Source organism: Blastococcus sp. TF02-09 (genome assembly GCF_003319105.1).
GTDB lineage: Bacteria > Actinomycetota > Actinomycetes > Mycobacteriales > Geodermatophilaceae > Blastococcus.
The window spans coordinates 86,109-109,972 of the sequence record NZ_QOHH01000003.1; the positions used below are offsets into that span (position 1 = coordinate 86,109).

Annotated in this window: 22 protein-coding genes; 4 read left to right on the forward strand and 18 right to left on the reverse strand. The window is 75.1% G+C overall.

The genetic code is table 11. The annotated features are described in order from the left end of the window. Window positions 1–7: 7 nt before the first annotated feature. The 14 genes from efp to DQ239_RS05495 form a co-directional block, all read right to left on the reverse strand. Window positions 8–568, reverse strand: a complete 561-nt coding sequence (gene efp, locus DQ239_RS05430; RefSeq protein ID WP_113833407.1) for an elongation factor P — start codon at window positions 566–568, stop codon at window positions 8–10. Further along, the gene (locus DQ239_RS05435) at window positions 569–1,672 is read right to left on the reverse strand and encodes a Xaa-Pro peptidase family protein (RefSeq protein WP_113833408.1); all 1,104 of its coding nucleotides are present in this window, start codon (window positions 1,670–1,672) and stop codon (window positions 569–571) included. It lies immediately after the preceding gene. Continuing rightward, a complete protein-coding gene (gene aroQ, locus DQ239_RS05440) occupies window positions 1,669–2,103 on the reverse strand; it encodes a type II 3-dehydroquinate dehydratase (protein ID WP_113833409.1) in 435 nt (144 codons plus the stop codon). The genes DQ239_RS05435 and aroQ overlap by 4 nt, the downstream gene beginning before the upstream one ends. Continuing rightward, on the reverse strand, window positions 2,100–3,158 hold the full coding sequence (aroB, locus tag DQ239_RS05445) for a 3-dehydroquinate synthase (protein WP_113833410.1): 1,059 nt from the start codon (window positions 3,156–3,158) through the stop codon (window positions 2,100–2,102). Before aroB ends, aroQ begins: the two co-directional genes overlap by 4 nt. After that, complete coding sequence (locus DQ239_RS05450) at window positions 3,155–3,688, reverse strand: shikimate kinase (RefSeq protein ID WP_113833411.1); 534 nt, start codon at window positions 3,686–3,688, stop codon at window positions 3,155–3,157. Before DQ239_RS05450 ends, aroB begins: the two co-directional genes overlap by 4 nt. Next, entirely contained in the window at window positions 3,685–4,878 is a 1,194-nt protein-coding gene (gene aroC / locus DQ239_RS05455; protein WP_113833412.1) for a chorismate synthase, read from the reverse strand. The genes DQ239_RS05450 and aroC overlap by 4 nt, the downstream gene beginning before the upstream one ends. A 60-nt stretch (window positions 4,879–4,938) precedes the next feature. Beyond that, on the reverse strand, window positions 4,939–5,601 hold the full coding sequence (locus tag DQ239_RS05460) for a prepilin peptidase (protein WP_113833413.1): 663 nt from the start codon (window positions 5,599–5,601) through the stop codon (window positions 4,939–4,941). A gap of 9 nt (window positions 5,602–5,610) precedes the next feature. Beyond that, window positions 5,611–6,444, reverse strand: coding sequence for a shikimate dehydrogenase (locus DQ239_RS05465; protein ID WP_113833414.1), 834 nt, complete (start codon window positions 6,442–6,444; stop codon window positions 5,611–5,613). After that, window positions 6,437–8,044 (reverse strand): endolytic transglycosylase MltG, encoded by a 1,608-nt coding sequence (gene mltG, locus DQ239_RS05470; protein WP_113833415.1) that lies wholly within the window; start codon window positions 8,042–8,044, stop codon window positions 6,437–6,439. The genes DQ239_RS05465 and mltG overlap by 8 nt, the downstream gene beginning before the upstream one ends. Window positions 8,045–8,187: 143 nt before the next feature. Beyond that, window positions 8,188–8,697 carry a Holliday junction resolvase RuvX gene (gene ruvX / locus DQ239_RS05475; RefSeq protein WP_233488784.1) on the reverse strand — a complete coding sequence of 170 codons (510 nt, stop codon included), beginning with the start codon at window positions 8,695–8,697 and terminating at the stop codon, window positions 8,188–8,190. Between the two features lie 176 nt (window positions 8,698–8,873). Beyond that, entirely contained in the window at window positions 8,874–11,558 is a 2,685-nt protein-coding gene (gene alaS, locus DQ239_RS05480; protein WP_113833416.1) for an alanine--tRNA ligase, read from the reverse strand. 57 nt (window positions 11,559–11,615) lie between these two features. Beyond that, the gene (locus DQ239_RS05485) at window positions 11,616–11,903 is read right to left on the reverse strand and encodes a hypothetical protein (RefSeq protein ID WP_113833417.1); all 288 of its coding nucleotides are present in this window, start codon (window positions 11,901–11,903) and stop codon (window positions 11,616–11,618) included. Next, complete coding sequence (locus tag DQ239_RS05490) at window positions 11,903–12,328, reverse strand: DUF948 domain-containing protein (protein WP_113833418.1); 426 nt, start codon at window positions 12,326–12,328, stop codon at window positions 11,903–11,905. The genes DQ239_RS05485 and DQ239_RS05490 overlap by 1 nt, the downstream gene beginning before the upstream one ends. Before the next feature lie 127 nt (window positions 12,329–12,455). Then, window positions 12,456–13,793, reverse strand: a complete 1,338-nt coding sequence (locus DQ239_RS05495) for a replication-associated recombination protein A (RefSeq protein ID WP_113833419.1) — start codon at window positions 13,791–13,793, stop codon at window positions 12,456–12,458. A 34-nt stretch (window positions 13,794–13,827) separates the two neighbouring features. On the opposite strand from DQ239_RS05495, the gene DQ239_RS05500 reads away from it, so the two are divergent. The 3 genes from DQ239_RS05500 to DQ239_RS05510 all read left to right on the forward strand — a co-directional run bounded on the left by DQ239_RS05500 (window position 13,828) and on the right by DQ239_RS05510 (window position 16,714). Beyond that, entirely contained in the window at window positions 13,828–14,685 is an 858-nt protein-coding gene (locus DQ239_RS05500; RefSeq protein WP_113833420.1) for an aldo/keto reductase, read from the forward strand. Window positions 14,686–14,749: 64 nt separating this feature from the next. Beyond that, complete coding sequence (locus DQ239_RS05505) at window positions 14,750–16,240, forward strand: adenylate/guanylate cyclase domain-containing protein (protein ID WP_113833421.1); 1,491 nt, start codon at window positions 14,750–14,752, stop codon at window positions 16,238–16,240. Window positions 16,241–16,273: 33 nt separating this feature from the next. Then, complete coding sequence (locus DQ239_RS05510) at window positions 16,274–16,714, forward strand: CBS domain-containing protein (protein WP_113833422.1); 441 nt, start codon at window positions 16,274–16,276, stop codon at window positions 16,712–16,714. Here the strand turns inward: DQ239_RS05510 and DQ239_RS05515 are convergent. Both DQ239_RS05515 and DQ239_RS05520 read right to left on the reverse strand, forming a co-directional pair. After that, on the reverse strand, window positions 16,711–18,042 hold the full coding sequence (locus tag DQ239_RS05515) for an ATP-binding protein (protein ID WP_113833423.1): 1,332 nt from the start codon (window positions 18,040–18,042) through the stop codon (window positions 16,711–16,713). The genes DQ239_RS05510 and DQ239_RS05515 overlap by 4 nt on opposite strands. Beyond that, complete coding sequence (locus tag DQ239_RS05520) at window positions 18,039–19,679, reverse strand: FAD-dependent oxidoreductase (protein WP_113833424.1); 1,641 nt, start codon at window positions 19,677–19,679, stop codon at window positions 18,039–18,041. Before DQ239_RS05520 ends, DQ239_RS05515 begins: the two co-directional genes overlap by 4 nt. Before the next feature lie 309 nt (window positions 19,680–19,988). Here DQ239_RS05520 and DQ239_RS05525 point away from each other — a divergent pair, with 309 nt between their 5' ends. Continuing rightward, window positions 19,989–20,858, forward strand: coding sequence for a DUF559 domain-containing protein (locus DQ239_RS05525; protein ID WP_233488786.1), 870 nt, complete (start codon window positions 19,989–19,991; stop codon window positions 20,856–20,858). A 98-nt stretch (window positions 20,859–20,956) separates the two neighbouring features. On the opposite strand, the gene DQ239_RS05530 is transcribed toward DQ239_RS05525, so the two are convergent. Together DQ239_RS05530 and aspS are read right to left on the reverse strand one after the other, a co-directional pair. Next, entirely contained in the window at window positions 20,957–22,045 is a 1,089-nt protein-coding gene (locus tag DQ239_RS05530; RefSeq protein ID WP_113833425.1) for an alanine--glyoxylate aminotransferase family protein, read from the reverse strand. A 12-nt stretch (window positions 22,046–22,057) separates the two neighbouring features. After that, window positions 22,058–23,833 carry an aspartate--tRNA ligase gene (gene aspS / locus DQ239_RS05535; RefSeq protein ID WP_233488788.1) on the reverse strand — a complete coding sequence of 592 codons (1,776 nt, stop codon included), beginning with the start codon at window positions 23,831–23,833 and terminating at the stop codon, window positions 22,058–22,060. Window positions 23,834–23,864 lie beyond the last annotated feature (31 nt).

The following is a 23,864-nucleotide window of genomic DNA, read 5'->3' on the forward strand; positions in this document are numbered from 1 at the left end:
AGCAGGCTCAGTTGGCGCGGCCGAGGTACCGGCCGTCGCGGGTGTCGACCTTGAGCTTCTCGCCGGTGGTGATGAACAGCGGGACCTGGATCTCCGCGCCGGTCTCCAGCGTCGCGGGCTTCGTACCGCCGGTGGAGCGGTCGCCCTGCAGACCCGGGTCGGTGTGCGCGACCACGAGCTCCAGGGTCACCGGCAGCTCGACGTAGAGCGGGACGCCCTCGTTCACCGCGACCATCGCCTCGGTGTTCTCCAGCATGTAGTCCGCCGCGCCGCCGACGGTCGCCGCCGGCACGTGGATCTGGTCGAAGGTGTCGCCATCCATGAAGACGAAGTCGTCGCCGTCCTTGTACAGGAAGGTCATGTTCCGCTTGTCGACGGTGGCCGTCTCGACCTTCAGGCCGGCGTTGAACGTCTTGTCGACGACCTTGCCCGAGAGGACGTTCTTCAGCGTGGTGCGCACGAACGCACCGCCCTTGCCCGGCTTCACGTGCTGGAAGTCGGTGACGGTCCAGAGCTGGCCGTCCAGCTTGAGGACGATGCCGTTCTTCAGGTCGTTGGTGGTAGCCATCTAGAGAACCAGCAGTTCCTTGCTCGTGAGGGTCAACAACTCGGGCGCGTCGTCCGTGACGACCAGGGTGTCCTCGATCCGGACACCTCCGTGGCCGGGCAGGTACACGCCCGGCTCCACGGTGACGGCCATACCGGCGGCCAGACTACCCGCGCCGAGCGGGCCGATGCCCGGCGCCTCGTGGATCTCCAGCCCGACGCCGTGCCCCAGGCCGTGCGTGAAGTGCTCGCCGTGGCCGGCCGCGGCGATGACCTCGCGGGAGGCGGCGTCCACCGCGACGACGTCGGCACCGACCGCGAGCGCCGCCCGCCCGGCCGCCTGCGACTCGGCGACCAGCGCGTAGATCTCGCGCTGCCAGTCCGCCGCGTGCGACAGCACCAGGGTGCGGGTCATGTCGGAGTGGTAGCCCTCGACCGTGGCGCCGAAGTCGAGCTTGAGGAAGTCGCCGTCGCGCAGCACGGTCGCGTCGGGCCGGTGGTGCGGGATGGCGGAGTTGGCGCCGGTGGCGACGATCGTCTCGAACGACGGCGCCTCGGCACCGAGCGCGAGCATCCGGGCGTCCAGCTCCCGGCCGACCTCCAGCTCGGTGCGGCCCGGCCGCAGCGCCCCCTCGGCCGCGAGCTCGGCCAGCGCCTGGTCGGCGACCGCGCAGGCGCGCCGCAGCGCCGCGATCTCGCCGTCGTCCTTGATCGCGCGCTGCGCCTCGACCGCGCGGCGGATCGACTCCAGCTCCGGCACGGTGCCGCCGGCGGCGGCGTCGGCGAGCACCGAGCGCAGCTGCTCCAGCCCGTCGACGGTCAGGTCGTGGGACTCGAAGCCCAGCCGGCCGGCGCCGCTGCGCACGGCCGCCCGGGCCAGCGCGGACACGGTGCCGCGGTCGACGAGCACCTCGACGTCGGGGACCTGGGCGGCGGCCTGGGTGGTGTAGCGGCCGTCGGTGCCGAACAGGTCAGGGCCGTCGGTGCGCAGGAGCAGCGCGCCGTTGGAGCCGGTGAACCCGGTGAGGTAGCGGACGTTGAGCAGGTTGGTCACCAGCACGGCGTCCAGACCGCGCTCGGCGGCCGTCGCCCGCAGCGCGTCGCGCCGCTGGGCCGTGCTGGTCACCGGTGCCCCCGCAGCGACATCCACTGCAGCGCGAGCACGTAGCCCTCGATCCCGAGCCCCGCGATCACGCCGTCGGCCACGCGGGAGACGTAGGAGTGGTGCCGGAACTCCTCGCGCTTGTGGACGTTGCTGATGTGCACCTCGACCAGCGGGGTGTTCAGCGCCGCGAGGGCGTCGTGCAGTGCGATCGAGGTGTGCGACCACGACGCCGGGTTGAGCACGACGGGGTGACCGGCGTCGGTGGCCTCGTGGATCCAGTGCAGCAGCTCGGCCTCGTCGTCGGTCTGGCGGACCACGACGTCCAGCTCCAGCTCGCGGGCCGTCGTCTCGATGACGTCGACGAGCTGGGCGTAGGTGGTGGAGCCGTAGATCTCCGGCTCCCGCGTGCCCAGCCGGCCGAGGTTGGCGCCGTTGAGGACCTGGATCGTCATGCGTTCTCCTCGTTCACGGCCGCCCACGCGGCGTCGAGCCAGGACTGCTCCGGATCGGTCAGGATCGTCGGGTTGCCGATGCCGTCGAGGACGACGAAGCGCAGCGTCGCACCGCGAGCCTTCTTGTCCACGCGCATGACCTGCTGGAGCTGCGCCCAGTCGCCTCGGTAGCTCGTCGGCAGGCCCATGGCGCCGATCAGCTCGCGGTGCTGCTCGACCTGCGGGCGCGCGAGCAGCCCCGCCTGGCCGGCCAGCTCGGCGGCGAAGACCATGCCGACGGCGACCGCCTCGCCGTGCCGCCAGCCGAAGTCTTCGAGCCGCTCGATGGCGTGGCCCAGCGTGTGCCCGTAGTTGAGGAACTCCCGGACGCCGGTGTCGCGCAGGTCCTGCCCGACGGCGTCGGCCTTCACCTGGACGGCGCGGGCGATGAGCTCCTCGGTGTCGCGACGGCCGGTGGGGTCCTCGCCCAGCAGCCGCAGGATCTCGCCGTCGGCTATGAAGCCGCACTTGACCACCTCGGCCAGGCCCGAGCGGAACTCCGCGTCGGGCAGCCCGGCCAGGGCGTCGGTGTCGGCGAGCACGGCGGCGGGCGGGTGGAAGGCGCCGACGAGGTTCTTGCCGGCGGAGGTGTTGATGCCGGTCTTCCCGCCGACCGCGGCGTCCACCATGCCGAGCAGGCTGGTGGGCACCTGCACCACGCGCACGCCGCGGGCCCAGGTGGCGGCGAGGAAGCCGGCGAGGTCGGTCACCGCTCCCCCGCCCAGGCCCACGACCGCGTCGGTGCGGGTCAGCCCGAGCCGGCCGAACTCCTCCCACGCGCCGGCCGCGACCTCCGCGGTCTTGGCCGCCTCGCCGTCGGGGACGACCACGGCCTCGGCGGCGATGCCGGAGGTCTGCAGCGTCTCGACGGCGGCGCCGGCAGCGGCCCTGAGCGGCGGCGAGTGGACGACGACGGCGCGCGCGGTGCCGTCGAGCACCAGCCCGAGCCGGGCCTGCGCCCCCGACCCGATGAGCACCTCGTAGGGCCGCTCGCCGGCGACCTGCACCTGCCTCATCGGGGCTCCCTTCCCGGGATCAGCGCCAGGACGTCGGCGACCACGTCGTCGGTCGTGCGGTTGCTGGTGGACACCGTCGCGGTGGCCACCTCGCGGTACAGGGGGGCGCGGTCCTCGAGCATGGTGCGGAGCATCGCGCGCGGGTTCACCGCCAGCAGCGGCCGGTCCCGCGACAGGCCCACCCGCTTCGCTGCCGAGGGCAGGTCGACGTCGAGCCACACGACCACCCCGCCGCCGTCCCCGTGGGCGACGAGCAGCTGCCGGGTCCCGGCGTCCATGACCGCACCGCCGCCCAGCGCCAGGACGCCGTCGTGCTCGATGAGCGCGCGCGCGACCGCGGCCCGCTCCAGGTCGCGGAAGTGCGGCTCGCCGTGCTCGACGAACAGGTCGGCGATGCTGCTGCCCGTGGCGTCCTCGACGTCCCGGTCGGTGTCGCGGAAGACCACCCCGAGCGCAGCGGCGACCGCGGTACCCACCGTCGTCTTGCCCGACGCCGGCGGCCCGACCAGCACCAGCAGCGGGCCGGTCACCGCAGCGGAAGCGAGTCGAGGTAGGCGCGGGCGTTGCGGCGGGTCTCGGCGACCGAGTCGCCGCCGAACTTCTCCAGGACGGCGTCGGCGAGGACGAGGGCGACCATCGCCTCCATCACCACGGAGCCGCGGGGCACGGCGCAGGCGTCGCTGCGCTGGTTGATCGCCACGGCGGGCTCGTGCGTGGCGACATCGACGGTCTGCAGCGCGCGCGGCACGGTGCTGATCGGCTTCATGGCGGCGCGGACCCGCAGCACCTCGCCGTTGGTCATCCCGCCCTCGATGCCCCCGGCGCGGTCGGTGAGCCGCTGCACCCGCGGGGCGCCGTCCGGCCCGTCGGCGAGCACAATCTCGTCGTGGGCGACCGAGCCGCGGCGGCGCGCGGTCTCCAGGCCGTCCCCGACCTCGACGGCCTTGACCGACTGGACGCCCATGAGGGCCCCGGCCAGGCGGGAGTCCAGCCGCCGGTCCCAGTGCACGTGGCTGCCCAGGCCCGGCGGCAGGCCGTGGACGACCACCTCGATGACGCCGCCGAGCGTGTCACCGTTCTTCCGCACGTCGTCGATCTCGGCCACCATCGCGGCGCTGGTCGCCGGATCCGCGCACCGCACCGGGTCCTCGTCGAGAACCGGGTTGTCGTCCGGGCCGGGGACGATGCCCTCGGGCGCGACGACCGGGCCGATGGCGACCACGTGGCTGACCACCGAGACGCCCAGCGCCTGGCGCAGGAACGCCTGCGCGATCGCGCCGAGGGCCACGCGCGCCGCCGTCTCGCGGGCGCTGGCCCGCTCCAGCACCGGGCGGGCGTCGTCGAAGCCGTACTTCTGCATGCCGGCCAGGTCGGCGTGCCCGGGCCGCGGCCGGGTGAGCGGGGCGTTGCGCGCCTGGCCCTCCAGCACGTCGGCGGAGACCGGGTCGGCGGACATGACCGTCGACCACTTCGGCCACTCGGTGTTGCCCACCTGGACGGCGATGGGGCCGCCCTGCGTCCGCCCGTGCCGCACGCCGCCGGTGAGCGTCACCTCGTCCTGCTCGAAGGACATGCGGGCGCCCCGGCCGTGACCCAGCCGGCGGCGGGCCAGCTCGCGGGCCAGATCGGCGGTCTGCACCTCCACGCCGGCGGGCAGGCCCTCCAGGATGGCGGTGAGCTGCTGACCGTGCGATTCCCCTGCGGTCAACCAGCGCAACATGCCGCCGAGTCTAAGAGGACCGCGTCCCCCTGCTGCCCCGCAGGCTCGGAGCGAGGCGGCTCAGGGGAGCGCGCCCCCGCCCAGCGCGAGCGCCAGCACGGCGCCGGCGAGCAGCGGCGGGCCGAAGGGGATCGCGGTGCGCCAGCCGGCACGGCGGGTGGCCAGCAGGACGATCGAGACGACGGCTCCGGTGAGCAGGCCGAGGAAGACCCCGGCCAGGAGCACGCCCCAGCCGAACCAGCCCAGTAGCAGCCCCAGGAGCCCGAGCAGCTTCACGTCGCCCAAGCCGAGGCCCTGCGGCGAGACGAACCACCCGAGCCCGCCGACGAGGAGCGCCGTTGCCCCCGCGACGACGGCGGTGAGCAGCGCGCCCCACGTGCCCTCCACGGCGGCGTCCACCAGCAGGGCGGTCCCGCAGACGGCGTAGGCCGGGTAGGTGACCCGGTCGGGCAGACGGTGGCTGGCCAGGTCCGTGGCCGCCAGGACCACGGCCGCCCCGGCGGCCCAGGCCAGGGCCGCGGTGGCCGGCCGCAGCCCGGTGAGCTCAGCCGCCCCGGCGAGCAGCGCGGCGAAGCCCGCCGTCATGACCGCGGTGCGCCGCGGGGTGGGCAGCGCGGCGTCGTCACGCGCGGCCAGCCGGACGGCGACCCGCGCGAGCCACGGCCCCACCACCACGGCGGTCACCAGCACGGCGACGGCGAGCGCCGGCCGGGACAGCTCCACGGGAGCGGCTCAGCGCACGGAGAGCGCGGCGTCCAGGGCGCTCCGCATCTCCGCGATCGGCGCCGGCCGGCCGGTCATCAGCTCCACCTGGACGGTCGCCTGCCAGAACAACACCTCGGCACCGCCGACGACCGTGCCGCCGGCGGCGGTGACCGCCTCGGCGAGCGCCGTCGGCCACGGCGCGTACAGCACGTCGAGCACCGTCTGGCCGGCCTGCCAGGGCAGGGCGCTGACCGCGGGCTGCCCGGCCACCGGCACGGTGCTGACCACCACCGGCGCGTCGACCTCGGCGCCGTCCAGCGCGGAGACCGTCACCGGCACCTGGAGGACGTCGAGCACGCGGACCAGGTCCGCGGCGCGCGCGGGATCGCGGACCACCACGTCCACGTGCCGGGCGCCCAGGGAGGCCAGCGCCACCGCGGCGGCCGCGGCGGTGCCCCCGGCGCCCAGGACGGCGGCCCGGTCCACCTGCTCGACCCCGGCCACCTGCAGCGCGGTGCCGATGCCGGCGACATCGGTGTTCTCCGCCCGCCATCCGCCGTCCTCGCGGACGAGGGTGTTGGCGGCGTGCAGCAGCCGTGGGAGCGGCTCCACCCGGTCGGCGACGTCGACCGCCGCCTGCTTGCACGGCATGGTCACCGAGAAGCCGCGCCACTCCTCGCCCAGCCCAGCCAGCAGGTCGGGCAGGTCCTCGGCCCCGACGTCCAGCGCGTCGTAGCGCCAGTCGTCGAGGCCGAGCGCGGCGTAGGCCGCCCGGTGCAGCAGCGGGGAGAGCGAGTGCGAGACCGGCCGGCCGAGGACCGCGGCCCGCCGGAGCCCGGGCGCTCCCGCCCCGTCAGCCACCGCAGCCGAGGCCGGCCTGGGCGCACCGCTGCCGGGCGGCCTGGAACTCCGCGTAGTCGGCGGTGAAGAAGTGCGTCCCGTCGGCGTTCTCCAGCACGTAGTACAGGAGGTCGCCGGAGGTGGGCGTCAGCGCCGCCTCGAGGCTCGCCTCACCGGGCGAGCTGATCGGCGTCGGCGTCAGCCCCGTGCGGGTGCGGGTGTTGTAGGGGCTGTCGGTCCGCAGGTCGGTGACCGTGAGGTCGTTGCCGCTCTTGTCCAGGCCGTACGCGAGCGTGGCGTCGATGCCCAGCGGGATGTTCTGCGCGAGCCGGTTGTAGATCACCTGCGCGACGTCGGGCCGCTCCTCGTCCAGCCGGGTCTCCGACTGGATCATCGAGGCGACGGTGACGACGTCGGCCGGCGTGCGGCCGGCGGCCGCCGCCCGCCCCTCGAGGTCCAGACCCGCGGCGACGCTGGTGAACTGGTCGACCATCATCGCCAGGATCTGCGCCGCCGTCTGGTCGGGCTCGACGTCGTAGGTGGCCGGGTAGAGGTAGCCCTCGAGCTGGCCGTTGGCGTAGGCCGGCAGGCCGAGCGCCGGGAGGTCGGCCGCGGCCGCCTGCAGCTCCTCGATCGGGGTGCCCGTCTCCGTGGCGATCCGCTCCAGGATCTGCGCGACGGTCAGGCCCTCCGGGATGGTGACCTTGGACAGCACCCGCGAGCCCTCGCCGAGCAGCATGTCCAGCGCCGCCGCCCCGCTCATCTGCGAGCGCAGGCCGTAGACACCGGGCTGGATGCCGGTCGCCTCGGGGCGCCCGTCGGCGGCGTCCACGAACGGGCCGGTCGAGGCGATCACGTCCTCGTCGACCAGCGTCCGGGCGATGTCGCTGAGCGTGTCGCCCTCCTGGACGCGCACCTGGACGTCGCCGGTGCCCTGACCGGTGTAGTCCTCGGCCGTGAACAGGCCCATCAGCGCCTGGCCGCCCAGCACGATGCCGGCCACGAGCCCGCCGAGCACCAGCACGCTGAGCAGCACCGCCCACGGCCGGCGGCGCCGTCGGCCGCCGCGGTCGTCGTGGGGTGCTTCGTCGTGGGCACCGGGCACGAGGCCGTCACCGGTGCGGTCCCGGCGGCGGCGCCCCCGGCGCCCGCGGGGCGCCTCGTCGTCGACGTGGCTGCCGATGACGTCGAGGCCGCCGGTCTGCTCCCAGGAGTCGGTCCGGCCGTCGGCGAGGTCGTGGTCGTCGGCCGGGTGGTCGTCGGGGCCGTACGCGCCGTCGTGGTCGCCGAAGACGTCCGGGCCGGAGCCGACCGGCTGCGCGACCGTGGCGTCGTCGTCGACCGGGCCGTCGGTGCGGGGCTGCAACCGGTCCCAGACGCCCGACGGCATCGGGGGCAGGGGCGCGGAGGGGTGCTGGGTGTCCGGGCGCGGTGCGTCACCCGGCCGGCCGGGGTCGTCGTCGCCGGCGGAGTGCCGGGCGCTCGGGTGAGCGGAGCCGTCGAACCACCACGCGGGCTCGGGCAGCGGCCCGGTCGCGTCGTCGCGCCGGTCGAGCAGGCCCGACACGTACCGGGGGCCGGGGACGCCGGAGTCGGTCCGCGGCTCGAACCGCGGCCCCACGGGGAGGTCGCTCCCCTGCCGGGGTCCGGGCCCGCTGCCGCCCGCGGTCCACGGGGAGGACGGGAAGGACGGGGAGGACGGGATCGCGCCGGTGCCGTCACCGGCGGAGTGTCGACCCCGCCGGCCCGGACCACCGGGCACGGTCACGACCGGCCCCGCCGGCTGTCCAGATACTGCTGCAGGATCACCACGGCCGCGGCCTGGTCGATCACGGAGCGCTGATTGCGGCTGTCGATGCCGCCCTGACGCAGGTGACTTGCTGCGGTCACGGTCGAGAGCCTTTCGTCGATCAGGAACACCGGCACATCCGCTATGCGGTCGGCCAGTGCCTGAGAGTAGGCGGCGGCGTCGTCGGCCGACGCGCCCGACGCACCTGACAGGTGCCTCGGCTCTCCCACCACCACCTCGGTCACCTCGTGTTCCACCACGAGCGCCGCGAGGCGGTCCAGATCGGCGCCGTCCTTGGCCCGCTTCAGCGTCTCGAGCGGGCTGGCGAGCGTGCCGGTGGGGTCCGACAGCGCCAGCCCGACCCGGACCGTGCCGACGTCCACGCCCAGCACCCGGCCGGTGGGCCGGGCCGACGGCTTCGGCGGCACCTTGAGGTGCGCGGGCCAGCCACCCGACAGGTCGATCTCGGCCGTCTCGTTCGACACCGGGGGGAACCCCTGGCTCAGGTCGAGCTCGGTCGTCGGGTGGTGGACGGGGGCCCCGGGGGCCTGCCGCGGACGGGCCGGCGGGACGGCCGGCAGCTCGCGCCGCCGGCTGCCGACCGGACCGGTGTCGTCGGGGTTGTAGTCGGAACCGTTGTCCTCGGTCGTGGGCACGGTGCTCACCTCCCAGTGGCGGCCGCAACCGCCTGAACGCCTGCCTGGAGCGCGGCGGGGATCCCCGCCGCGTCGGTGCCGCCCCCTTGGGCGACGTCGGCCTTGCCGCCACCTCGACCGGCGACGGGGACCGCCGCGGCCTTCAACACGTCGTTGGCCGACAGCCCCTGCTCGAGGGCGGCCGGGTTGAGCGCGGCCACGAGAGCCACCTTGCCACCGGACTCCGAGGCCAGCAGCACGACCGCCGGCCGGTCGCCCAGCCTGCCCCGGACGTCCAGGGCCAGGGTGCGCAGGTCACCCCCGCCGAGCCCGGCAGGCGCGCCGGTGGCCACCGCGACACCGCCGACGTCCTGCGCGGCGCCGGCGAGCTCACCGGCCGCGGCCAGGTTCTGCCGGGCGCGCAGCTCGGCCAGCTCGCGGTCCAGCTCGCGCAGCCGGGCGACCATGCCCCCGACCCGCTCGACCAGCCCGTCCTGCGGGGACTTGAGCAGCTCGGCCAGCTGGCGGACCAGGTCGCGCTCGCGGGCCAGGTAGCGGAAGCCCTCCAGGCCCACGACCGCCTCGACGCGGCGCGAGCCGGACCCGACCGACGACTCGCCGGTCAGGGCCAGCGTGCCGATCTGGGCGCTGCCGCGGACGTGCGTGCCACCGCAGAGCTCGCGCGACCACGGGCCACCGATCTCGACGACGCGGACCTGCTCGCCGTAGGTCTCGCCGAACAGCGCCAGGGCGCCGAACGCCCGTGCCTCGGGCAGCGTCATCCACGAGGCGGAGACGGCGTGGTCGGCCCGGACGGCGGCGTTGGCGACGTCCTCGATGTCGGTGCGCTGCTGGGCGGTGAGCGCGCCCTGCCAGGCGAAGTCCAGCCGCAGGTAGCCCGGGCGGTTGTACGAGCCCGACTGCAGCGCCTGCGGGCCGAGCACCTGGCGCAGGGCGGCATGGACCACGTGGGTGCCCGAGTGCGCCTGGCAGGCGTCCAGCCGCCACTCGCGGTCCACCTCGGCGGTCAGCTCGGCGCCGGCGCGGAGCTCCCCCTCGAGCACCCGGACCTGGTGGGCCACCAGCCCCTTGACCGGGCGCTGGACGTCGATGACCTCCGCGCGGCCGCCGTCCCAGGTGAGCAGGCCGGCGTCGGCCACCTGGCCACCGGACTCGGCGTAGAACGGCGTGCGGTCGAGCACCACGCGGGTGATCTCCCCGGGACCGACCGGCCGGGGCGCGGCGTCGTCGTCGCCCTCGGTGACCACGCCGAGCACCCGGGAGTCGGTGCGCAGGGTCTCGTAGGCCTGCCAGTCGGTCGGGCCGTGCTCGGCCAGCAGCCGCCGGTAGGCCAGCACGTCGACCGAGCCGGTGCGCTTGGCGCGGGCGTCGGCGCGGGCGCGGTCGCGCTGCTCGGCCATGAGCGCGCGGAAGCCCGCCTCGTCGACGGTCACGCCCTGCTCGGCGGCCATCTCGAGGGTGACGTCGATCGGGAAGCCGTAGGTGTCGTGCAGCGAGAACGCCTGCTCCCCCGAGAGCGACGGGGTGCCCGCATGCTTCGCCTGGGCGACCGCGGTGTCGAACAGCGCCGTGCCGGAGGTGAGGGTGCGCCGGAACGCCTCCTCCTCGGCGTAGGCGACCCCGGCGATGCGGTCGAAGTCGGTGGCGAGCTCCGGGTAGCTGGCGCTCATCGCGTCGCGGGAGACCGGCAGCAGCTCCGGCAGGGAGGCGCCCTCGACCCCGAGCAGCACCATCGAGCGGACGGCGCGGCGGAGCAGCCGGCGCAGGATGTAGCCGCGGCCCTCGTTGCCCGGCGTGACGCCGTCGCCGATGAGCATCAGCCCGCTGCGCACGTGGTCGGCGACCACGCGCAGCCGGACGTCGGTCTCGTGGTCCTTGCCGTACGTGACGCCGGCGAGCTCGGCGGCCCGGCGCAGCACCGGGGCGACCTCGTCGATCTCGTACATGTTGTCGACGCCCTGCAGCAGGAAGGCCACCCGCTCCAGGCCCATGCCGGTGTCGATGTTCTTGTGGGGGAGCTCCCCGACGACGGTGAACTCCTCCTTGCTGCGCACGTCGGTGAGCTCGTACTGCATGAAGACGAGGTTCCAGATCTCCAGGAACCGGTCGCCGGCGGTGTCCACCAGCGGGCCGCCGTCGGGCCCGAACTCGGGGCCGCGGTCGTAGTAGATCTCCGAGCACGGGCCGCCGGGGCCGGCCGCCCCGGTGTGCCAGTAGTTGTCCTTCTTGCCCAGCCGCTGGATCCGCTCGACCGGCAGCCCCGCGATGCGGTGCCAGGCCTCGGCGGCCTCGTCGTCGTCGAGGTAGACGGTGACCCAGAGCCGGTCGGGGTCGAAGCCCAGGCCGCCGTCGTCGACCGAGCCGGTGAGCAGCTCCCAGGCGAGTTCGATCGCGCCGTCCTTGAAGTAGTCGCCGAAGGAGAAGTTGCCGTTCATCTGGAAGAACGTGCCGTGGCGGGTGGTCTTGCCCACCTCCTCGATGTCGAGGGTGCGCACGCACTTCTGCACGCTGGTGGCCCGCGGGAACGGCGCCGGCTCGCGGCCGGTCAGGTACGGGATGAACGGCACCATGCCGGCCACGGTGAACAGCAGCGAGGGGTCCGGCGACACCAGCGACGCACTGGGGACGACGGTGTGGCCGCGCGAGGCGAAGTGCTCGAGGAAGCGGCGGCGGATCTCGGCGGTCTGCATCAGGTCTTCTCGGTGTCGGCGGGCGGGGCCGGGCGGGAATCCGCGGCTCCCCGGGGGTCAGGAATCGGAGGCGTGCGCCCCGCGGCGACCGGGCAGCTGCACCTGCTCGCCCGCGGGCAGCGGCGCGTCGAGGCCCGTGCCCGCGCGCAGCTCCTGCTCGCGCTCGGCCATCGCGTCGCGGACGTCGGCACCGAAGTCGCCGATCGCCTCGGCCAGGTCGCGCAGGCCCTCGGCGATGCTCGCGCCGATGCCGGCGGGGGTCAGCTTCTCGGCCGCGGAGGACAGCTTGCGGACGACGAGGGCGCCGATGGTGATGCCCATGGCGAGCCAGAACAGCCGGCGCATCAGGCGGCCCGCCGGGCGGCACGACGCGCGCGGCGTGCCTCCTTGTCGCGGCGCGCCACCTCGGCCAGCGCCTCGCCCTCGCGCTTCTTCCGCGCCGCGCTGCGCACCCCGTAGGAGAACGCGGCGACCTTGATCAGCGGGCTGCCGAGCGTGGCGGCGACGACGCTGGTGAGCGCGGCGACGTTGCTGGACACGTTCGCGGCGTTGCCGGTGATGTCGTCGACCCGCTCGAGGTTGCTGTTCACGTGGGTCACGGTGGTGCTGGCCTGGGTGAGGATCGGCGCGCTCTGCTCGCGGACCTGCCGGATCGTCAGCGTCGTCTCGTCGAGCGTGCGGCCGAGCTTGAGCAGCGGGACGGCGACCAGCACCACCAGCAGCACCAACGCACCGGCGGCGATCAGCCCGGCGATCTCTCCTGCGGACACACGTGCTCCTCATCTGGGGGTCCGGGCGACCGGCAGGCCGCCCCGGCCGCCGGCCGGGCGGACCGGGAGGCGGAGAGCTTCACACTAGCCGCGGGGCCACCCGGTCCGTCCCGTGTCCCCGTTCCGGTCAGCGGCCGCGCCGGACGATCGCCCGGAGCTTGGCCAGCCGCTCGCCCAGCCGCGCCTCGGCACCCCGGCCGGTGGGCCGGTAGTAGTCCTTCCCGACCAGGGCGTCCGGCGGGTACTGCTGGGGGACGACGCCGTCGGGATGGGCGTGCGGGTAGACGTAGGTCTGCGCGTGCCCGAGCTTCTTCGCACCCGCGTAGTGCCCGTCGCGCAGGCCCGGGGGCACCGGCCCGGCCAGCCCCTTGCGGACGTCGCCGACCGACTCCCCGATCGCCTTGGTCACCGCGTCGGACTTGGGGGCCGTGGCCAGGTGGACGACCGCCTGGGCGAGCGGAAAGTGGCCCTCCGGCATGCCGATGAACTGCACCGCCTGCATCGCCGCCACGGCCAGCGGCAGCGCGGTCGGGTCGGCCATGCCGATGTCCTCGCTGGCGGAGATGACCAGCCGCCGGGCGATGAAGCGCGGGTCCTCCCCCGCCTCGACCATGCGGGCCAGGTAGTGCATCGCGGCGTCCACGTCGCTGCCCCGGATGCTCTTGATCAGCGCACTGGCGACGTCGTAGTGCTGATCGCCCTGCCGGTCGTAGCGCACCGCGGCCTGGGCGACGGCGGTCTCGAGCGTGGCGAGGTCGATCTCGGTGGCCCCGACGGCCTGCGCGGCGCCGGCGCCGGACTCCAGCGCGGTGAGCGCCTTGCGGCCGTCCCCGCCCGCGACGCGGATCAGGTGCTCCTCGGCCTCGGCGCTCAGGGTGACCGCGCCGTCGAGCCCGCGGTCGCTGGTGAGCGCGCGGTGCAGCAGCGTGCGGACGTCGTCGTCGTCCAGCGGCTGCAGGGCCAGCACCAGGCTGCGGGAGAGCAGCGGGCTGACCACGGAGAAGAACGGGTTCTCGGTCGTCGCGGCGATGAGGCTGACGATCCGGTCCTCCACCGCGGACAGCAGGCTGTCCTGCTGGGTCTTGGAGAAGCGGTGCACCTCGTCGATGAACAGCACCGTGCGGCGGCCGGAGAAGGTCAGCTCGCGCTTGGCGCTCTGGATGACCGCCCGTACCTCCTTCACCCCGGAGTCCAGCGCGGAGAGCTGCACGAACTGGCGCTTGGTGGCCAGGGAGATGACGTGGGCCAGCGTGGTCTTGCCGGTGCCGGGCGGCCCGTAGAGCACCAGCGACATCGGCTCGTCGGACTCGACCAGCCGGCGGAGCGGAGCGCGGGGGGCGAGCAGGTGCTGCTGGCCGACCACCTCGTCCAGCGACCGCGGGCGCATGCGGACCGCGAGGGGGGCGCCCGGGTCGACGATCGGCGAGCCGTCGTCGTCCGGAGCGGGGTCGAACAGCGATGTCACGATTACGACGCTACCCGCGGGATACGACGCGCTGATGCAGCAGCGACGCATCGGCGACCGGACCGTCAGCGCGATCGGGCTGGGGGCGATGCCCCTGTCCACCAAGGACCCGCGCCCCTCCCGCGAGGAGGCGGTCGCCGTCGTGCACGCCGCCCTGGACGCCGGGGTGACGCTGATCGACATTGCCGACGCCTACGCGCGCGACGAGGCGGAGTTCGGGCACAACGAGGAGCTGGTGGCCGAGGCGCTGGCCTCCTACGGGCCGGGCGCGGACGACGTGCTGGTGGCGACCAAGGGCGGGCACACGCGCTCGGGCACCGACTGGGGGCTGGACGGCTCGCCGGACTACCTGCGCCGGGCGTGCGAGGGCTCGCTGCGGCGGCTCGGGGTCGAGGCGATCGGGCTGTACCAGTACCACCGCCCCGACCCGGCCACGCCGTGGGAGGAGTCGATGGGGGCGCTGCGGGCGCTCGCCGACGACGGGCTGGTGCAGATGTTCGGGGTCTCCAACGCCGACGTCGCGCAGATCGACGCCGCGCGGGCGATCATCGGCGACGCGTTCGTCAGCGTGCAGAACCAGTTCTCCCCCGGCTGGCGGCACTCGGCCGGCGAGCTGGCGCACTGCGCGGCGCACGGGCTGGCGTTCCTCCCGTGGAGCCCGTTCGGCGGGGTGGACGCGGCCGGCTCGCTGGACGCCGATGCGCCGGCGTTCGCCGAGGTGGCCGCCGAGCTCGACGTCTCCGTGTACCGGGTGACGCTCGCGTGGCACCTGGCGCAGGCCGACGTCGTGGTGCCCATCCCGGGCGCCTCCCGGCCGGCCTCCATCGAGGACTCGGCCGCCGCGGCCGAGCTGCGGCTGAGCCCGGAGCAGCTGGCCCGGCTCGGCGGCTGAGCCGGCACCGGTCCCCCGCCGAAAGTCCCTGGTCCCGCCGCGGGCGTCGGACCAGACTGCGCCGGTGGACCCGGCCGGGCTCCCCCGTCACCGGCACCACCCGCGCCCCGGCCGCCTCGAGGGCGTCCGGGGCGCCGCGATGTCGCTCGGCCTGGGTGGCGGGCTGGTGGTCCTGGGGCTGTGCCTGCCGCTGATCGGCCTGGTGCTGCTGCTGCAGCCGCAGCTGACCGCCGTGCACTGGCGCGAACCCGCCCTGCACTTCGTCGTCTTCCTGCTGGTCGGCGGCCTCGCGGCCAGCCTGTCCGTGGTCGCCGGCGAGGCGGCCCGCCTGCGCGGCGACGCCCGGGTGTTCCTCCTCTCGCTGGCCTTCCTCTCCGTCAGCGGCTTCATGGCCCTGCACGCGGCCGGCACCCGGGGTGTCCTCACCGACCGGCTGCTCCCCGCCTTCACGGTGGCGATCTCGGTGGGCCTGCTGGTCGCCGCACCGTTCGCGCTCGCCACGGCGTACGTCGACCTCCGGCCCTGGGTCGGGCCGGCTGTCATGCGCAGCCGGGCCTGGCTGCACGCCGCCGTCGTCACCGCCCTGCTGCTGTGGGGGGCGTGGTCGCTGGGCAACTGGCCGCCGATGGACGTCATCACCGGCGAGGGCCCCAGCGGGGACGCGCTCGAGATCGCCGCCGCGGGTGCCGCCCTGGCCTACGTCGCCGCGGCCGTGCGCCTGTGGTGGGTGCACCGCGAGCACCCCGGGTTCCTCGTGCTCAGCCTGGTGGCCTGCTTCGGCCTGCTCGCCGAGGCGCTGCTCGGCGTGGCCGTCGCGGGCGAGCGCAGCTTCCACCCCTCGTGGTGGGTCTGGCACGGCCTGATCGTGGGCGCCTTCGTCGTCGTCTTCGTCGCCGCCCGGCGGGAATGGCGCGACGAGCGGTTCCGCACGCTGTACCTGCCGGAGACACGGGAGCAGCGCCAGGAGGTGTCGGTGCTCGTCGGCGACCTCGCCGGGTTCACCGGGTTCAGCGAGTCCCGCGACCCGGCCGAGGTCGCCGCGATGCTCCGCGCCTACTACGAGGTGGCCACCCCGCTCATCTCGCGCCGCTTCCGGGGCGAGGTGGAGAAGTTCGCCGGCGACGGCATCTTCGCCACCTTCAACCGGCGCGGCGACCAGCCCGACCACGCCCGCAGGGCAGCGGAGGCCGCGACCGCGCTGCAGGCGGAGGTGTCGCACGTCCGGCAGGGGCACCCGGACTGGCCGGGTCTGCGCGTCGGCGTCAACAGCGGTCCGGTCGTCGTCTCGGAGATGGGCGGCCGGGGCTACGTCGTCTACGCCGCCGTTGGCGACACGGTGAACGTCGCCGCCCGGCTGCAGGCGGCCGCACCCGTGGGCGGCGTGCTGGTCGGCGAGCGCACCGCCGAGCTGCTGGGGGACGACGCCGCCCTCGCCGCGGTGCCGGAGCTGCGCGTCAAGGGCAAGGCCGAGCCGGTTCCGGCCCACCTGCTCGCCCCGCCCGCACCCCGCCCCGCTCCCCGGTCCCACGCCGGGGCCCACCGGAAGCCGCGCTAGCCACACCGACCCGACGACGACGAGGAGCTCGACATGCCCGACCACCCCCACGGCCCGGAGCTCGTGGTGCGCGACGTGATGAAGACCGCCGTCCCCACCGTGGAGCGCACCGCGCACGTGGCCGCGGCCGCCTACCTGATGAAGCGGTGGCGCGGCTCCGCGCTCGTCGTCCTCACCGACGGCACCTCGCGGGTGCCGGCCACGCTGGTCTGCGACTTCGACGTCACCCGCGCCGTGGCCGACGGGCGCGACCCCGAACGGACCCGCCTGGCCGACCTCGACCTGCCGGAGGTGGTCGTCCTCTCACCCGGAACCCCGGTGGCGGAGGCGGCCCAGCGCATGCTGGAGGCCGCGGCCTCCTACGCGCCCGTCGTGGAGGACGGCCGGCTCGTGGGGCTCGTCGACCTGCCGGCGCTGTGCCGCGGGCTGCTCAGCGGTCGTCCCCAGAAGCGGATGGCGGACGCCCCGGCCTAGCGCGGCAGCACGACCCGGGCCCTGGTGCCGCCGTCGGCCGGACCGAGGGTGAGCTCGCCGCGGTGCTGCTGGGCGACCACGGCCAGCGAGGTCGTCAGGCCCAGGCCGGTCCCGACGCCCACGGGCTTGGTGGTGAAGAACGGGTCGAAGGCGCGCTCGGCCACCTCCGGCGGCACCGGCGGGCCGGAATTCTCGACGTCGACGACGACCCGGTCCCCGTCGGCCGACGTGCGGACGGTGATCGTGCCCTCCTCCCCCACTGCGGCGACCGCGTTGTCGAGCAGGTTGATCCAGACCAGCGCCAGGTCCGCCGGCCGGCCGGAGACGGTGCGGGCGTCCGGCGACAGCTCGCGCACCACGGAGACGCCGGGTGGGATCTTGTGCCGCAGCAGCACGAGCGCCTGCTCCAGCCCGGCGTGCAGGTCGACCTCGCCGAGCCCCTGGTCGGCGGCGTAGGCCAGCGGGCGGACGCCGGTGACGATCCGGGAGAGGTGCTCGGCACCGGCGGCCAGCTCCTCCAGCAGGTCGCCCACCTCGCGCTCGTGCAGGAACCGCTGCACCTCGTCCGCCCGGCGGCCGGCCGGCAGCGCGGTGAGCGTCTCCTCGAGCGCCGCCGCGCCGATCCCCGCGGCGGCCAGCTGCTGCGCGGCGGCCCCACCGAGGCCGGGCACCGCGCGCGCGAGCACCCGGGCCAGCGCGGTGGCGGCGTCGGCACGGACCAGGGCGTCGACCGGCGGCGGGCCGGCCAGCGCGTGCAGCGGGCTGCTCCGGTCCTCCTCGGCCAGCAGCCGCCGCAGCCGGACGGCGCTGCGGGAGACCGCCGCGGCCGGGTTGTTCACCTCGTGCAGCAGACCCGCGGTGAGCGCGCCGAGCGCGGCCATCCGCTCCCGCTGCCGCAGCAGGGCCTCCTCCCGGGCCAGCCGGCGTGCGGTGACCTGCAGCAGGGCCCGCGCCGAGCGCGGGTGGGCCAGCAGCCGGTCGAGGACGTCGGCGCCGATCCGCTGCACGAGGGCCGGTGTGCGGGCTCGCACCGTGGCCGACCGCGGCACCCCCTGCAGCACGCCCAGCTCCCCGAGCAGGTCGCCGCGGGAGCACACGTTGAGCAGCACCGGGGGGCCGCCCCCGCCGTCGCGCGTGATCTCGAGCTGGCCCTCCAGGACGACGATCACGGCGTCGGACGGCTCGCCCTCGGCCATGAGCACCTGGCCCGCCGCGAGCCGGAGCGGCTGCCCGCCGGCGGCCAGCTCGGCGAGGTCGGCGTCGGGCAGCGCGGCGAACAGCGGCGAGGTGCGCAGCGCGGCCGCGACGTCGCCGGCCGGCCCGGTCACCGTCCGGCCAGCCGCTCGTGGGCGAAGCTCACCGCCATCGCGCCCTCCCCCACGGCGGAGGCGATCCGCTTCACCGAGCCGGCGCGCACGTCGCCGGCGGCGAACACCCGCGGCACCGACGTCTCCAGCGGCAGCGGGGGCACGGCGAGCGGCCACTCCGGCGGCGGGGACCCGAGGTCGGCGCCGGTGAGCACGAAACCGCGGGAGTCCCGCCGCACCGCGCCGTCCAGCCAGCCCGTCCGCGGCGCCTGCCCGACGAAGACGAAGACGGCGTCGGCGGGCACCTCGCGCTCCGCCGTCCCGCTCCGCAGCCGCAGCGCCTCCAGCCGGTGCTCCCCGACGGCGCCGGCCACCTCCGTCCCGGGCTCGACGGCGATCCGGTCGGAGGCCTCGATGCGGTCGGTCAGGTAGCGCGACATGGTGGCGGTCAGATCCGCGCCGCGCACCAGCAGCGTGACCTCCGCGGCGAACGCGGAGAGGAACACCGCCGCCTGCCCCGCGGAGTTGCCGCCGCCCACCACGAAGACCCGCCCGCCCGCGTGGTCGGCGGCCTCGGCGCGGCCGGCGCCGTAGTACACCCCGCGGCCGGTCAGCTCCGCGGCACCCGGCACCGACAGCGTGCGATAGGTGACGCCGGACGCGATGACCAGGGCCGAGGCGCTGACCTCCCCGCCGTCGCCGAGGGTGACCACGGCGTACGGGTCGGCCCGCGCCAGCCCGACCGCCTCCGAGGGCACGAGCATCTCGGCCCCGAACCGCGTCGCCTGCTCCCGGGCGCGCAGCGTGAGATCGGCGCCGGACAGGCCCACCGGGAAGCCGAGGTAGTTCTCGATCCGGCTGGTCGTGCCGGCCTGCCCGCCCGGCGCGCTGCACTCCAGCAGCAGGGTGGCGAGGCCCTCGGACGCCCCGTAGACCGCGGCGGCCAGCCCCGCCGGGCCGGCCCCGGCGATGACCAGGTCGTAGGCGTCCCGCTCGGCGCGGACGTGCAGGCCGATGCGCGCGGCGACCTCGTGCAGGTCGGGCCGCACGATCACCTCGCCGTCGTCCATGACCAGCACGGGCAGCTCGCCGGCGTCGGTGCCGGCCAGGTCCAGCAGCTCGCGCGCCTGCCGATCCGACCCGACGTCCAGCCACCGGTAGGGCACGAGGTTGCGGGCGAGGAACTGGCGCAGCTCGTGCGTCGCCCCGGACCACCGGTCGCCGATCAGCCGCAGGTTCGTCGTCGGCGCCGGCCGGCGCCAGGTCTCGAGCAGGTCGTCGAGCACCGGGTAGAGCCGGTCCTCGGGCGGGTCCCAGGGCTTGAGCAGGTAGTGCTCGACCCCGGCGTCGTTGATGGCCCGGATGGCGGCGTCGGTGTCGGCGTAGGCGGTGAGCAGCACGCGGCGCGCGTCCGGGTACACGCGGCGCGACGCGGTGAGCAGCTCCGTGCCGGTCATCCCGGGCATGCGCTGGTCGACCAGCAGCAGCGCGACCGCGTCCTCCCGCAGGCGCAGCCGCCGCAGCAGGTCCAGCGCTTGCTCCCCCGATCCGGCGGCGAGCACCTGGTAGCGCTCGCCGTACCGGTCGCGCAGGTCCCGCTCGACCGCCGCCAGCACGGGCGCGTCGTCGTCCACCGCCAGGAGCACCGGTAGGCCCATGGACGACTCCTCCGCGCGGGGGCGCCTCGTGACCGCGGAGCACCGGAGCCGCGCGCGGCGAACCGGACGCTACGCCCGGAGGCCACCCCTGACCACCGCCTCCGACCCTCCCCCGCCCGCCATCCCCGCTCTGCCGCCCCTCTGCGGTGATCCCCCTCCGCCGAGTGCGGAGTTGATGTCGCCGACACGCGCCGACACGCCGTAGGGAGCGACCGCAACCCCGCACTCGGCCCGTCCACAGGGAGCCAGAGCGTCCACGGATACCCGGCGCGAGGCCCGGCGCCGCCGCGCGCTGACGACGCTTCGCCGATGACGCCCCTCGAGCTGCCACCCGTCTACACCCACGTCCAGGCGCACGCCGCCGGCCTGACCCGCGCCCAGCTCCGGGACGACGGCGTACGGGTCACCCGCGGCGCCTACGTCTCCCGAGCCGTTCCCCTCGCTCTGGAGAACGCCTGCGCGGCCGCGAGCGCGGTGCTCCCACCCGGAGCCGCGTTCTCGCACCGCACCGCCGCGGCGCTGCTCGGCGCACCGGTGCGGCCGGACTGGCCGCTGGCCGTGAGCGTTCCTCCCGGCGCACCACGGCCCGAGCGCGCGCGGATCCGCACGCACGTCCGGCGCCTCGACGGGGACGACGTGGTCTCCCATCGCGAGCTGCTGCTGACCAGTGGCGCGCAGACCTGGCTGGACCTGGCCGCCGTGCTCCCCGCGGGTGAGCTCGTGGCCGTGGGAGATGCGCTGCACCGGGCCGGGCATCTCGACGCCGCTCGGCTGGACGCGCGACTCCACCGTGCCGCCGGTATCCGTGGCGTCGTCCTCGCGCGATCCCTGGCTCCGCTTCTCACCCCGCTCGCGGCTTCCCGCCCGGAGAGCCTCGTGCGGTACGCCCTGATCAGCAGCGGCCTGCCGGCGCCGACGGTGCAGGTTCCCGTGACGGACCGGTGGGGGCACGAGGTGGTGCACGCCGACCTGGGGTGGGCCCGCTGGAAGGTGGCGCTGGAGTACGAGGGGCGCCAGCACGCCGAGCGGGACCAGTTCGGACGCGACATCGACCGCTACTCGCTGATGGCTGCCGACGGTTGGCTCGTGCTCCGCTTCGCCGCTCGCCACCTCACCCGCCTCGACACCGTCGTGCATCGGGCCGGCGCGGCATTGCAGAGCCGGGGAGCCCGGTGGTGAGCGGGCCGAGTGCGGGGTTGGTGTCGCCGACACGCGCCGGCACGCCGAGGTGGACGACGACAACCCCGCACTCGGCACGGGGCCGCCGGGAAGGGCGGTCAGCGGGCGAGGACGTCCTTCAGCGCGGCCAGGACGAGGGCCACCTTGTCGGGTGCGGCGTTGGGGCCCATCAGGCCGATCCGCCAGACCGTCGACGCAAAGGCACCCGCGCCCGCCCCGATCTCCAGGTCGTAGCGCACGAGCAGTTCCTTGCGCACGGCCGCCGAGTCCACCTTGTCGGGCACCTTCACCGTCGTGAGCTCCGGCAGGCGGTGCCCCTCGGCCGCGAACAGCTCCAGCCCCAGCTCGGCCAGCCCCTCGTGCAGCAGCCGACCGGCCTCCGCGTGCCGGGCGTGGACGGCGTCCAGCCCCTCCTCGAGGATCCGGCCGAGCCCCGCGTGCAGTGCCACGACCATGCCGGTGGGCGCGGTGTGGTGGTAGGTCCGCCCCGACCCCGCGGCCTCCCCCGCGTAGCCGCCGAGCAGCCCGAGGTCGAGGTACCAGCTCTGCGGCTTCTCGATCCGCCGCTCCCACGCGCGGTCGGAGATCGTGAACGGTGCCAGCCCCGGCGGGACGCCCAGGCACTTCTGCGACCCGGCGTAGGCGAGGTCCACGCCCCACTCGTCCAGCCGCACCGGGACGCCGCCCAGCGAGGTCACGCAGTCGGCCAGCAGCAGCGCGTCGCCCTTGCCCGCGGCCAGCGGCTCGAGGTCGGACAGCACGCCGGTCGAGGTCTCGGCGTGCACCGCGGCGATGAGCTTCGGGGAGGGGTGCGCCTCGAGCACGCGGGCGGCGTCGACCGGCCTGCCCCACTCGTGCTCGACCGCGACCACCTCGGCGCCGCACCGCGAGGCGACCTCGACCATGCGCTGACCGAACAGCCCGTTCACGGCCACGACGACGACGTCCCCCGGGCCGACGGTGTTGACGAAGGCCGCCTCCATGCCCGCCGAGCCGGTCGCCGAGAGCGGCAGCGTGCGCCGGTTCGCCGTCCCGAAGACCTGCCGCAGCCGCTCGGACGTCTCGTCCAGCACCTGGAGGAACAGCGGGTCGAGGTGCCCGAGCAGCGGGAACCCGAGCGCGGCCTGCGCCTCTGGGTACGGATTGGACGGGCCGGGTCCGAGGAGGGTGCGGGCGCGCAGGGTCATGGGGAGCCGCTCCTACTGCTTGCTCGGGTCGGTCGGGCCGGGGGCACCGGGTTCGCCGGGCAGCGCCGGCTCCTCGGGCTTCGCGTCGATGCCCGCTTCCTTGCGCTGGGCCTCGCTGATCGGCGTCGGCGCACCGGTCAGCGGGTCGAACCCGGCGCCGGTCTTGGGGAACGCGATGACCTCGCGGATCGAGTCGACGCCGGTGAGCAGCGCGGTCAGCCGGTCCCAGCCCAACGCGGCGCCGGCGTGCGGCGGCGGCCCGTAGGCGAAGGCCTCCAGGAAGAACCCGAACCGCTCGCGGGCCTCCTCGCGGGACATGCCCAGGGTCTCGAACACCCGCTCCTGCAGCGCGGCGTCGTGGATACGCACCGACCCGCTCATGACCTCGTTGCCGTTGATCACCATGTCGTAGGCGTCGGACAGCGCCGCGCCCTTGTCCTCGGCGAACCGGTCCCGCCACTCGGGCGTCGGCGAGGTGAAGGGGTGGTGCATGAAGGTCCAGTCGCCGTCCTCGGTCTCCTCGAACATCGGGAAGTCGACGACGAACAGGAACGACCACGATCCCGGCTCGATCAGCTCCAGCCGACGGGCGATCTCGTTGCGCGCCGCGCCGAGCAGCTCCTGGGCCGAGCGGCGGGCGCCAGCGGCGAAGAACACGCAGTCGCCGGGCTTGGCGCTGACGGCGGCGACCAGGCCCTCGCGCTCGGCGTCGGAGATGTTTTTGGCCACCGGGCCGCCCAGGGTGCCGTCCTCGCCGACGGTCACGTACGCGAGGCCCCGGTAGCCGCGGGACTTCGCCCAGTCCTGCCACGCGTCGAACGCCCGCCGCGGCTGCGATCCGCCGCCGGGCATGACCACCGCACCCACGTAGGGCGCCTGAAACACGCGGAACGGGGTGTCCGTGAAGTAGTCGGTGAGCTCGGTCAGCTCGACGCCGAAGCGCAGGTCGGGCTTGTCCGACCCGAAGCGGTCCATCGCCTCTCGGTAGGTCATCCGCGGGATCTCCGGCACGTCGTAGGACGCGAGTTCCCGCCACAGCGCCCGGACGACGTCCTCGGCGACGGCGAGCACGTCGTCGCGCTCGACGAAGCTCATCTCGAAGTCCAGCTGGGTGAACTCCGGCTGCCGGTCGGCGCGGAAGTCCTCGTCCCGGAAGCAGCGCGCGATCTGGTAGTAGCGCTCCAGGCCACCGATCATCAGCAGCTGCTTGAACAGCTGCGGCGACTGGGGCATGGCGTACCACTTGCCCGGCTGCAGCCGGACCGGGACGACGAAGTCGCGCGCGCCCTCCGGCGTCGAGCGGGTCAGCGACGGGGTCTCCACCTCGGCGAAGCCGTGTTCGTGCATGACGGCGCGGGCGACCCGGCTGACCTCCGACCGCAGACGCATCGCCCGCGCGGGGCCCTGCCGCCGCAGGTCGAGGTAGCGGTACTTGTAGCGGACGTCGTCGGACGCGGCCTGGTCGGTCTCGATCGGGAACGGCAGCGGCGCGGCGGCGGAGAGCACCTCGAGCGACGACGTCGCCACCTCGATCTCACCCGTCGGCAGCTCCGGGTTCTCGTTGCCCTCGGGGCGCCGGCGCACCTCGCCGGTCACGCGCACGCAGTACTCGTTGCGCAGGTGGTGCGCCTCCTCCTCGCGGACGACGACCTGCACGTACCCCGACGCGTCGCGCAGGTCGAGGAAGACCACGCCACCGTGGTCGCGGCGGCGGGCCACCCAGCCGGCGAGGGTGACGGTGGAGCCCGCGTCGGACGCGCGCAGCGTGCCGGCGTCGTGGGTGCGCAACAAGGAGGTGCCTTTCAGAGGTGGGTGGAGA

Excerpts from the sequence above, each read along its gene's own strand:
- efp (WP_113833407.1), bottom strand. The coding sequence starts at position 568 with ATGGCTACCACCAACGACCTGAAGAACGGCATCGTCCTCAAGCTGGAC.
- aroQ (WP_113833409.1), bottom strand. The coding sequence starts at position 2,103 with ATGACGATCCAGGTCCTCAACGGCGCCAACCTCGGCCGGCTGGGCACG.
- aroB (WP_113833410.1), bottom strand. The coding sequence starts at position 3,158 with ATGAGGCAGGTGCAGGTCGCCGGCGAGCGGCCCTACGAGGTGCTCATC.
- aroC (WP_113833412.1), bottom strand. The coding sequence starts at position 4,878 with ATGTTGCGCTGGTTGACCGCAGGGGAATCGCACGGTCAGCAGCTCACC.
- alaS (WP_113833416.1), bottom strand. The coding sequence starts at position 11,558 with ATGCAGACCGCCGAGATCCGCCGCCGCTTCCTCGAGCACTTCGCCTCG.
- DQ239_RS05485 (WP_113833417.1), bottom strand. The coding sequence starts at position 11,903 with ATGCGCCGGCTGTTCTGGCTCGCCATGGGCATCACCATCGGCGCCCTC.
- DQ239_RS05500 (WP_113833420.1), top strand. The coding sequence starts at position 13,828 with ATGCAGCAGCGACGCATCGGCGACCGGACCGTCAGCGCGATCGGGCTG.
- DQ239_RS05510 (WP_113833422.1), top strand. The coding sequence starts at position 16,274 with ATGCCCGACCACCCCCACGGCCCGGAGCTCGTGGTGCGCGACGTGATG.
- DQ239_RS05520 (WP_113833424.1), bottom strand. The coding sequence starts at position 19,679 with ATGGGCCTACCGGTGCTCCTGGCGGTGGACGACGACGCGCCCGTGCTG.
- DQ239_RS05525 (WP_233488786.1), top strand. The coding sequence starts at position 19,989 with ATGACGCCCCTCGAGCTGCCACCCGTCTACACCCACGTCCAGGCGCAC.
- DQ239_RS05530 (WP_113833425.1), bottom strand. The coding sequence starts at position 22,045 with ATGACCCTGCGCGCCCGCACCCTCCTCGGACCCGGCCCGTCCAATCCG.